At 36.7% G+C, this 7,149-nt stretch carries 5 protein-coding genes, 1 rRNA gene and 2 pseudogenes; 1 reads left to right on the forward strand and 7 read right to left on the reverse strand.

Annotated elements, in window-relative coordinates:
- From OZD70_RS01625 to OZD70_RS01665, 7 genes and pseudogenes are all read right to left on the reverse strand, one after another.
- Positions 1–848, reverse strand: an 848-nt coding sequence (locus tag OZD70_RS01625; RefSeq protein WP_275020111.1) for an IS110 family RNA-guided transposase, incomplete at its 3' end; no start/stop codon positions are given.
- Between the two features lie 14 nt (positions 849–862).
- Positions 863–1,093 carry a hypothetical protein gene (locus OZD70_RS01630; RefSeq protein WP_275020106.1) on the reverse strand — a complete coding sequence of 77 codons (231 nt, stop codon included), beginning with the start codon at positions 1,091–1,093 and terminating at the stop codon, positions 863–865.
- Between the two features lie 29 nt (positions 1,094–1,122).
- A pseudogene (locus OZD70_RS06085) lies at positions 1,123–2,345 on the reverse strand (sugar phosphate nucleotidyltransferase); the annotation flags it as partial.
- 106 nt (positions 2,346–2,451) lie between these two features.
- Complete coding sequence (locus OZD70_RS01650) at positions 2,452–3,708, reverse strand: hypothetical protein (protein ID WP_275020426.1); 1,257 nt, start codon at positions 3,706–3,708, stop codon at positions 2,452–2,454.
- 83 nt (positions 3,709–3,791) lie between these two features.
- Positions 3,792–4,156: pseudogene (gene sdhD, locus OZD70_RS01655) on the reverse strand (succinate dehydrogenase, hydrophobic membrane anchor protein).
- Positions 4,153–4,530 (reverse strand): succinate dehydrogenase, cytochrome b556 subunit, encoded by a 378-nt coding sequence (sdhC, locus tag OZD70_RS01660; RefSeq protein WP_275020430.1) that lies wholly within the window; start codon positions 4,528–4,530, stop codon positions 4,153–4,155. The pseudogene sdhD and the gene sdhC overlap by 4 nt, the downstream one beginning before the upstream one ends.
- A gap of 100 nt (positions 4,531–4,630) precedes the next feature.
- Positions 4,631–6,134: ribosomal RNA gene (locus OZD70_RS01665) — 16S ribosomal RNA — on the reverse strand.
- Positions 6,135–6,287: 153 nt separating this feature from the next.
- On the opposite strand from OZD70_RS01665, the gene OZD70_RS01670 reads away from it, so the two are divergent.
- Positions 6,288–6,905, forward strand: a complete 618-nt coding sequence (locus OZD70_RS01670) for a hypothetical protein (protein WP_275020432.1) — start codon at positions 6,288–6,290, stop codon at positions 6,903–6,905.
- Positions 6,906–7,149: the final 244 nt, after the last annotated feature.

Raw genomic sequence — 7,149 nt, forward strand, 5'->3', positions numbered from 1 at the left:
TGCAGTTCCTCGTGCAAAGCAAAGTCAGGCTTACTTTTTCTGTGCTTATTCTTTTCCTTACTCAACTGTTTACTTTCGTTAGATTTTGTTTCAAACGTTTTGTAATAGACCTCAATATTTCTATCACATTCTGCTATTTTTTCTTGATAAATATTATATAGTTCAAATTCTTGCTTTAGCGTGAATACATGTTCCTCTCTATAATCGCCAGCTAACGCTTTTGCTATAGTAGACTGATCATTTTTTATTCGTGCATCCCTGAATTGAGCCAATTTCCCAGAATCTCTTTCGCCTTTAATTATAGCCTTGATAATTTTCATACCAGTTACTTCTGTTATATCTCTTATAACTCTATGCAGTTGTATATTCATTTGAATTAATGCCTTCTGCATACGCAGAACATGTGTAGATGCACTTTCAGTGAGGTTCTTACGTTGTCGCACGTAACTACGCAATACACACATCTGGCTATCTGGCCTAAATGACCCTTGGAGTAATCCATAACTATGTAGTTGTTGTAACCACTGACAGTCCTGAACATCTGACTTTCTCCCAGGTACATTTTTTACATGTCGCGCATTTACCAACTTAACTTCAAAACCGTAAGATTCCAGTATTTGAAACAAAGGAATCCAATATACACCAGTTGATTCCATCGCTACGGTTGTAACTTTACACTTTTTTAACCACCTTGCTAAATTATGAAGGTCTTCAGTGAAGCAGCCAAATTTTTGAACACGTTGCTCATCTCTTCTCTCGGGTATACATACATAATGTACAGCCGAACCAACATCTATCCCTGCTGCATCAGGATTCATTACCTCTAATTTACTTTTTGTCATTGTAATTGACCTCCTATAACTTATAATGAAGAAGTATTTAAGCTTGGGACGGTTAGATTATACAATCTTCTAATCGAGGTAGTTGTAATAGACTCCATCAGTGGTTTAACCGTTCCTCCAAAACCATGCTCCCAAACGGGCACTCTAGCACCATTGAGCGTTCCGGTTATAACTGCAAAAATACTTCTTAATAAATTATATTTAAAAATTGTTATAGCACTCGATAAAATAGTTTCTTTCAGGTTTAACAAGATTTTTCCTTGTTCGATGCTCCTATCTAAAATTCAACTATTTCAAGTGGAGAGCTTGTGCTTCTATTTTCAATCCTATGGGAAACTTCCCTTGGGATTTCTATCATATGGTCTTTTACTATAGCATATTCTTTGTCGCCTAAACTAACATATCCAACTCCCGATAGTACTATATGGTATTCATCTCTATAATGATGGAATTGCTTAGAAGTGCAGCTTAATAGATTTATAAAAAGATATTTTATAAGAAAATTTTCGCTCATTAAAATTATACTATAAAATCCCCATGGCTTGATTTCTCTTCTTATCGCTTTTGCTTTCTTAACCTTATTAATAAACAATAGTAGGCTTTTGTTTGGTTGCTTATAAGCTCCACCCAATAAATTTTTATTACTTTCTGTCGTTAAAACTGGTTCTTTTTCTCTAATCACATGCTGAAATGACACCGGTTCTTTGCTAAACTTCTCACTCAATTCTAAAACTGAATTCCAAGTTCCAACATCCAACCAATCGAAATTAGCCTCTACCATTGTAATGTTCTTTGCTTTTTCCATTACCAAGTAATCAATGGATATGCCTTCAATTCCTGCAAAATCTCGTTGTTTTAAACACAGAAATCTCTCTTGCGGTATGAAATGTTTAAAACATAAATTATAAAGACTTGGGGCAGATTTTTTGATCTCATCTATATAGCGTTTTGCTTTGAACACAAATATTCCAGAATTCCAATAATAATCATTACTTAATACGTGCTTAGGTTTCTCTATGAAATCCTTTACTATATGATACTTTTCCTTATGATCATAAACTGCATTTATATAGCCGTATTCAGAATCAAATTTATGAAATTTGACTCCAAAAGTAACTATAGAGTCAGCCTCAGAGGCTATCTAAGACGCTTTTTGAGCGGAAGCGTGAAAATTATTTAAATCACCTATAAAATGGTCTGAGGGCAAGACTAACATTATCTCGTTTTCATTGCAGAGAAGCGCAGCAATTAATATCGCTGCTGCTGTTCCAATTTTCACTGGTTCGAAAATTACTTTATATCCTCGCAGCCATGCAACTCCTTCTTCACTAACGGCTCGTACTGCACATTTGTGGCAATTATGGGTGGCATATAATCGCTTTTTAACCTCAACAAAGTGTTGTGAAACATAGTGTTCTGACTAAATATTTTCTGAAATTGCTTTGGCTTCGATAAAGGCCAAAGTCTGCTGCCACTACCACCACATAGTATTACAGGGCGCATATAGTTAAGAAAATTAATTAAATAATCAACATCTTATACTAAGAGCAAGATACATGTAAGTTTTTGTTGTGGGATAATGAAAGTAGAAAGTAATTTAAAGTAACGGTTAGTTAAATGGAGGCATGTGGGCCTGCTTTTGCTGTGAGTTTCTTTTATTTTTCTCTCTCTCAATGTGAGTATTGCTGCTCTTCTGATTTCCAAACTCAGCTATTTTTTCATTAATTTTGTTTTGCAACTTTTCCTTTAAGCTTTCTCCAGTATCTGGTTTTCTAGATTTATCTATACTTTCACTACTTTTGTTTAGCCCCTCTTCTAATTCTTTCTCAATGCCTGACCTTCTAGCGTTAAGCTCATCCCATGTGCCCACTATACTAAGTGGCTTATGATCCTTTTGCCCTGGCTTTAGCCTTTCTCCACCTTTAATAACATTAAAGTCACTTTTTGCTTCTTCCCAACATCCTTTCAATTGGTGTTCCCACATAGTGAAGTAAGCATCACCATACTTCTTCTTATCTGCTACAAATAATAAAATTGGAGCCTTAAGTATGGTAGCTCCCATATTCACTAAATTTTTTACTGCCATTGCAGGAGTAAATAAAAGATAACCAAAAGACTTTGCAATTGGGTTTTGTTTGCTTATTAAATGCTCCCCTAATTTTATAGGAAGAGAGATCAACAATTTAGTACAAACTTTAGCCAAGCTTGTAGCAAAAACGATAGGAACAGATATGAGACTTTTATCTAACTCCAGTTTACCGTTCTGGTCTCTAATTTCAGAAAAACTAGTGCTTAGTTTCTTATAATCACTAGTGTACAATAGCTTGCCATTTCTTCCTTGCTCATCAATAACTTTCTGAACCTTACCTTTTTTATTTCTTACCTCTTTAGTTAGCACAGAAGAGTTGGTTAATTGAAAAGGGTATTGAGAATTCTCGGATTTTTCAGCTTCAAAATTTGGCAAGTGTTTTTCAAGATCTATTTTTGAAAACTCAGATGGCTTATAAAATTTACTATAATCATTAACCTCACGCCTACCTTTACTAACTAAAAAGTCAATGGTAAAATAAGACCTATCGTCCGTTTCCTTGACAAGAGTCAATTCAAAACTTGGTTTTCTTCCATCCGTGTCTGTCTTGCCATATAAAAGTTTATATATAGTCTCACCCTCGCTATTCTTAGCTTCTATAATTTTCCCAGATTTTACAATTTCATCGTAATTTTTTTGGTACCGGCATTTCCTCCCATCCTTATATACCATTACCTTTCTGAGGTCTTTGACATAAACTTGAGATTCAGGTGAAGTAAACAGATCCTTTACCTTTAGCGTAAGGTCCGTTCCCCACTTTTTCAATGTCTCTAACATATTGCCAAACCAAAATCACTAAGCAGTATAGTCCAATAATAAAACCAGTATGCTAAGAATATGTTAACACAGAATAGATGATTTTACAAGAAAATATGCTTGTAAAAGAAAAAATCGTAAAAGTAAGAGCTATATAAGTGATGCTCGACAAGTACTTTATACATGTAATCGTAAAAACTCTTAGAGGTACACTGTGTATGTAATCTTCGCATACTACTTGCATTCCAAGAACTGCATGCCAGAAAATACAAAACAATAATATAACAAAAAATAAAAGCTCTAGAGGATGATCAATGGCCTGAAATAATTTTTCATTAAAAGACAAAGGGCTATCAGCATAAAGTGCGCAAGAAAATGAATAGATAAACCAAGGAAATAAAAACAGTAAAATTACTGCGGAAACGCGCTGGCCCCACCAATGATGTACTGAATTTCCAAATTGACTCATATAAACATAAATAAAAAAGCAATAGTAGAAAGAAGTAGCGTTACTGTCAGCAGTATAGCACTCCTTGAAACGCCAGTAATTTCTAAATTAAGCCCAATATCCCACAATAAATGACGAATACCATTAAGAAAATGATATACAAAACTTATAAAACATAAGACATAAGCTAATTTAGCAACAGGAGTGAATAATAATGCATTTAAGTACCTTACTATAAGTAACTCAGGAAAGTAAACATGTAATATGAAATACCAAGAAAGTATCATTAATAAAAGGAATAGCAAGACACCAGTCAATCTGTGCATAATAGAGAAAAAACTAGTAACTTGTACTTTATATATTTGTAAATGTGGAGAAAGAGGCCTATCACTCATAAAATTCCGTTATCGGGAAATTAAAATAAAGTAGAAGTAAAGACAGCAGTATAGCACATAACAACACCATCATTAAAAATGGTAAGTTATGCGCAAAGCCTAAGGAGGTAATCCAGCTGCAGATTCCCCTACTGCTACCTTGTTACGACTTCACCCCAGTCACCGATCCCACTTTAAATAACTCCCTCCTTGCGGTTAGGTCGTTAGCTTCGAGTGAAACCAATTCCCATGGCGTGACGGGCAGTGTGTACAAGACCCGAGAACGTATTCACCGTGGCGTGCTGATCCACGATTACTAGCGATTCCAACTTCATGCACTCGAGTTGCAGAGTACAATCCGAACTGAGATGGCTTTTAAGGGATTAGCTTAGCCTCGCGACTTTGCAGCCCATTGTAGCCACCATTGTAGCACGTGTGTAGCCCACTCCATAAGGGCCATGATGACTTGACATCATCCCCACCTTCCTCCAGTTTATCACTAGCAGTTTCCTTAAAGTCCCCAGCATTACCTGATGGTAACTAAGAATGAGGGTTGCGCTCGTTGCGGGACTTAACCCAACATCTCACGACACGAGCTGACGACAGCCATGCAACACCTGTGTGAAATCCGGCCGAACCGACCCTATCCCTTCGAATAGGTATAATTTCCATGTCAAGGAGTGGTAAGGTTTTTCGCGTTGCATCGAATTAAACCACATGCTCCACCGCTTGTGCGGGTCCCCGTCAATTCCTTTGAGTTTTAATCTTGCGACCGTAGTCCCCAGGCGGAATGTTTAACGCGTTAGCTGTAATACAGAAAGTAAACTTCCCATATTTAACATTCATCGTTTACAGCGTGGACTACCAGGGTATCTAATCCTGTTTGCTCCCCACGCCTTCGCGCCTCAGCGTCAGATTTGAACCAGATAGACGCCTTCGCCACTGGTGTTCCTCCTAATATTTACGAATTTCACCTCTACACTAGGAATTCCTCTATCCTCTTTCAATCTCTAGGTTAGCAGTTTTAAAAGCAGTTCCAAGGTTAAGCCTCGGGATTTCACTTTTAACTTACTAACCAGCCTACGCGCCCTTTACGCCCAATAATTCCGAATAACGCTAGCCCTCTCCGTATTACCGCGGCTGCTGGCACGGAGTTAGCCAGGACTTCTTCTGTGAGTACCGTCATTATCTTCCTCACTAAAAGAGCTTTACAACCCAAAGGCCTTCTTCACTCATGCGGCATGGCTGGATCAGGCTTTCGCCCATTGTCCAATATTCCCCACTGCTGCCTCCCGTAGGAGTCTGGACCGTATCTCAGTTCCAGTGTGGCTGATCATCCTCTCAGATCAGCTATAGATCATTGCCTTGGTAGGCTATTACTCTACCAACTAGCTAATCTAATATAGGCTCATCTAATAGCAATAAAATTTTCCCCCATAGGGCGTATACGGTATTAGTTGCCGTTTCCAACAATTATTCCGTACTACTAGGTAGATTCCTATACATTACTCACCCGTCTGCCACTAAGTTATACCATAGCAAGCTACAATATAACTCCGTTCGACTTGCATGTGTTAGGCCTGCCGCCAGCGTTCATTCTGAGCCAGGATCAAACTCTCAAATTTAGACTTCAACCTATAAAAGGTTGAGGGTACATCGGATAAATCCGACAAAAAATAATTTAGCTTAATACTGCTGTCTTTATTTCTACTTTAGAAATATTTTAATCTCCAACTATTCAAACAACTTTGAGAATATTATTATGTGATATAATCACTATGTCAATATGTTTTTGCAAATCAAAAGCATTAATGTATAAATATATAACTATTTGGAATATTACCATGAAAAAACACATCTTTCTGCTTGCACTCGCACCAATGTTAGTTGGCATCACATTATACTTATTGCGCAATATTGATAACACAAAACAATCTATAACTGCAGGTGACAAATTTTACGAAGTATTATTCTTAAAAAAAGATAGTAAGCCGCTGCTAGAAGAAATAGATTCAAATTGGGGGTATTTAGCAAATTTTGAACACGCATTCAATCATATCTCAGATTCAATGCCAACAGACACAGCATCTATTATTTATAATGATTTGGCAGATGATAAAGATGCTCCTGATGTTTTGCGTGAGTTAGCACAATACTTAGAAGTAATGAGCTTACTTCACTCCAACGGTGAAAAAATAAATAAAGATAAAATTGATAATTTAGAATCAAGTGCAGTGTATCCTTATTCAAGCCAAGAAGCTATCGCTGTAGTAAAGATACATAATAACGACATTAAAGGTGCAACTGAAATATTGCGTTCCCTATTAAATGACAGAAAATGCCCTATCCTAATCAAAGCTAATGCACAAGAACTACTCAGGATATATGGAAGTTAACTCATTAGACTTTTTGTATAGTTTTTGGTAACAACCGTTAGAAACGAAAAACTACTTGACAAGCCTCGCCAGCCCCCTTATCATGATATTGAAGCTATTCAGTTATCTTCATCTGTGCAGATTAAACAGCAAGAAAACAACGTGGTTGGCGTCTTGTTTTTAAATTTTTGCACTATGTGCACCTTATGTCTTCACAACATTTCTGGATTTTTACCTATATAAGCTGAAACGCGCTTATAAGTCG

The sequence above is a fragment of the Wolbachia endosymbiont of Drosophila tsacasi genome (assembly GCF_028982115.1).
Lineage (GTDB): Bacteria > Pseudomonadota > Alphaproteobacteria > Rickettsiales > Anaplasmataceae > Wolbachia > Wolbachia pipientis_B.